Here is a 2,546-nt window from a genome sequence, read left to right as displayed (position 1 = left end):
GTCGGATTATTCGATTACGACAACGACAACGACAACGATAACGACAACGACAACGACAGCGTACCCGGGATCTCGGTCACCACATCAGTTCTGATCGCACCCCAGCACCTCAATGACATCGACATCAAGGCTGCACCGGACCAGAATGAACGGCAACCAGAGCACCCGGACGAGGCCGCAACCATGAGCACTGACGAGACGATCGGCGGGCACCGCTGATGGGCGAGGTACGCGCCACCGCGCGGCTGCGCAACTTCCTGGACGTGGGACTGGCCGAGCGCGGTCAGGGCAACCTCGCGGCCATCCCCACCAGCACGCTCGATTGCCTGGTGGACACCGGCGCGGTCATGGTCCTGTTGCCGGAAGATGAGGTGGGGAAGCTCGGGCTCCTGAAGGGCGGTCGCGTCATCGTGACCTACGCGGACGATCGCAAAGAGGAACTGCCCACGGCCCGCGGCCTGGAGGTCGAGATCCTCGGGCGCACCATGGTGACGGATTGTGTGGTCGGCCCCCCCCTGTGCGAACCACTGATCGGCCAACTCGTGCTGGAACAACTGGATCTGGTGGTGGACTGCGGACGCAAGACCCTCAGGCCGCGTCCGGAGTCGCCGAACCTGCCCCTGCTGAAGCTGAAGTCGATGCCCACCCCGTGACAGCCGCCGCCCTTGCTGCCAAGATCAACGCCCTGGAACCTTGAGCACCAAGCCGCCGCCCCGCGGGCACCAACGAGAACCCGATAGAGCCATGAGCACCAAAGACCACCTGATCATCTTCGACACCACGCTGCGCGACGGCGAGCAGTCCCCCGGCGCCTCCATGACCCGCGACGAGAAGGTGCGCATCGCCAAGGCCCTCGAAAAGCTCAAGGTGGACGTGATCGAGGCCGGCTTCCCGATCGCCAGCCCCGGCGACTTCGAGGGTGTGAAGGCGGTCGCCGCGGTGATCAAGGACAGCCGGGTATGCGGCCTGGCGCGCGCCATGGACAAGGACATCGACCGCGCCGGCGAGGCCCTGGCCGGGGCCCGGGCCGGGCGCATCCACACCTTCATCGCCACCTCGCCGATCCACATGGAGAAGAAGCTCGGCATGTCCCCGGACCAGGTGCTGGAGCAGGCGGTCCATGCGGTCAAACGGGCGTTGCGCTACACCGACGACGTGGAGTTCTCCCCGGAAGACGCCGGGCGCTCGGAGATCGACTTCCTGTGCCGGATCCTGGAGGCGGTGATCGACGCCGGCGCCCGCACCGTGAACATCCCCGACACCGTGGGCTACAACATCCCCGACCAGTTCGGCACCCTGATCCGCACCCTGAAGGAGCGGGTGGTCAATGCCGACAAGGCCATCTTCTCGGTCCACTGCCACAACGACCTGGGGCTCGCCACCGCCAACTCGCTCGCCGCCGTGCGCAACGGGGCGCGCCAGGTGGAGTGCACCATCAACGGCCTGGGGGAGCGCGCCGGCAACGCGGCCCTGGAGGAGATCGTCATGGCGGTGCGTACCCGCCAGGACCTCTTCGACTGCGACGTGGGCCTCGACACCACCCACATAGTCCCCTGCTCGCGCCTGGTCTCCAGCATCACCGGCTTCCCGGTCCAGCCCAACAAGGCCGTGGTCGGGGCCAATGCCTTTGCGCATGAGGCCGGCATCCACCAGGACGGGGTGCTCAAGAACCGCGAGACCTACGAGATCATGCGCGCCGAGGATGTGGGCTGGAACACCAACCGCATGGTCCTGGGCAAGCACTCGGGCCGCAACGCGCTGCGCAGTCGCCTGCTGGAACTGGGCGTGGTCTTGAGTTCGGAGGAGGAACTCAACGCCGCCTTCTCCCGCTTCAAGGACCTGGCGGACAAGAAGCACGACATCTATGACGAGGACCTCCAGGCCCTGGTCAGCGATGCCAACCTGGACGCGGCCAAGGAGCGGGTCAAGCTGGTGTCGCTGCGGGTCTGCTCGGAGACCGGGGAGACCCCGAGTGCGGACCTGGTGCTGATGGTCGACGGGGCCGAGCGGCCCGGCACCGCCACCGGCGGCGGCCCGGTGGACGCCACCTTCAGGGCCATCGAGTCCATCGTCGCCAGCGCCACCGTGCTCAAGCTCTACTCGGTCAACGCCATCACCAGCGGCACCGACGCCCAGGGGGAGGTCACGGTGCGGCTGGAGAAGGGCGGGCGTATCGTCAACGGGCAGGGGGCCGACACCGATATCGTCATCGCCTCCGCCAAGGCCTATCTGAACGCCGTCAACAAGATCCTCCAGCCCCTGGCGCGCGCCCATCCACAGATCGGGGACGTCTGAGCCGGGCCGCCGCAGGGACAGACCCGATGCTTGACGAGACCCGCCGCCGCGCCTACCTGCACGCCATGGGGATCGACCTGTGGGTGCCGCGGCTGGCCGCGCCGCCACTGGCGCCGCCGCACCCCCAGCCGGTACCAGCGGCGGCGCAAGCGGCGGTGCCGGTCGCGTCGCCCCAGCCGGTACCAGCGGCGGCGCAAGCGCCGGTGCCGGTCGCGCCGCAACCACCGCGACCGGTCGCGCCGCCAGATCGG

Annotated in this window: 3 protein-coding genes and 1 pseudogene; all 4 read left to right on the top strand. The window is 68.1% G+C overall.

Annotation, left to right across the window (positions count from 1 at the left end):
- The coding region (locus tag QZY48_RS04055; RefSeq protein WP_295428049.1) for a hypothetical protein at positions 1-219 on the top strand (219 nt) is incomplete at its 5' end.
- A complete protein-coding gene (locus tag QZY48_RS04050; protein WP_295428047.1) occupies positions 219-653 on the top strand; it encodes a hypothetical protein in 435 nt (144 codons plus the stop codon). The genes QZY48_RS04055 and QZY48_RS04050, both read left to right, overlap by 1 nt.
- A 91-nt stretch (positions 654-744) precedes the next feature.
- Positions 745-2,295, top strand: coding sequence for a 2-isopropylmalate synthase (locus QZY48_RS04045; RefSeq protein ID WP_295428045.1), 1,551 nt, complete (start codon positions 745-747; stop codon positions 2,293-2,295).
- A gap of 26 nt (positions 2,296-2,321) precedes the next feature.
- Positions 2,322-2,546 (top strand): annotated as a pseudogene (locus tag QZY48_RS04040) (hypothetical protein); the annotation flags it as partial.

It is taken from the genome of uncultured Thiodictyon sp., from assembly GCF_903828115.1.
Taxonomy (GTDB): Bacteria; Pseudomonadota; Gammaproteobacteria; order Chromatiales; family Chromatiaceae; genus Thiodictyon.
This window is presented reverse-complemented; position numbering and strand designations above follow the sequence as displayed.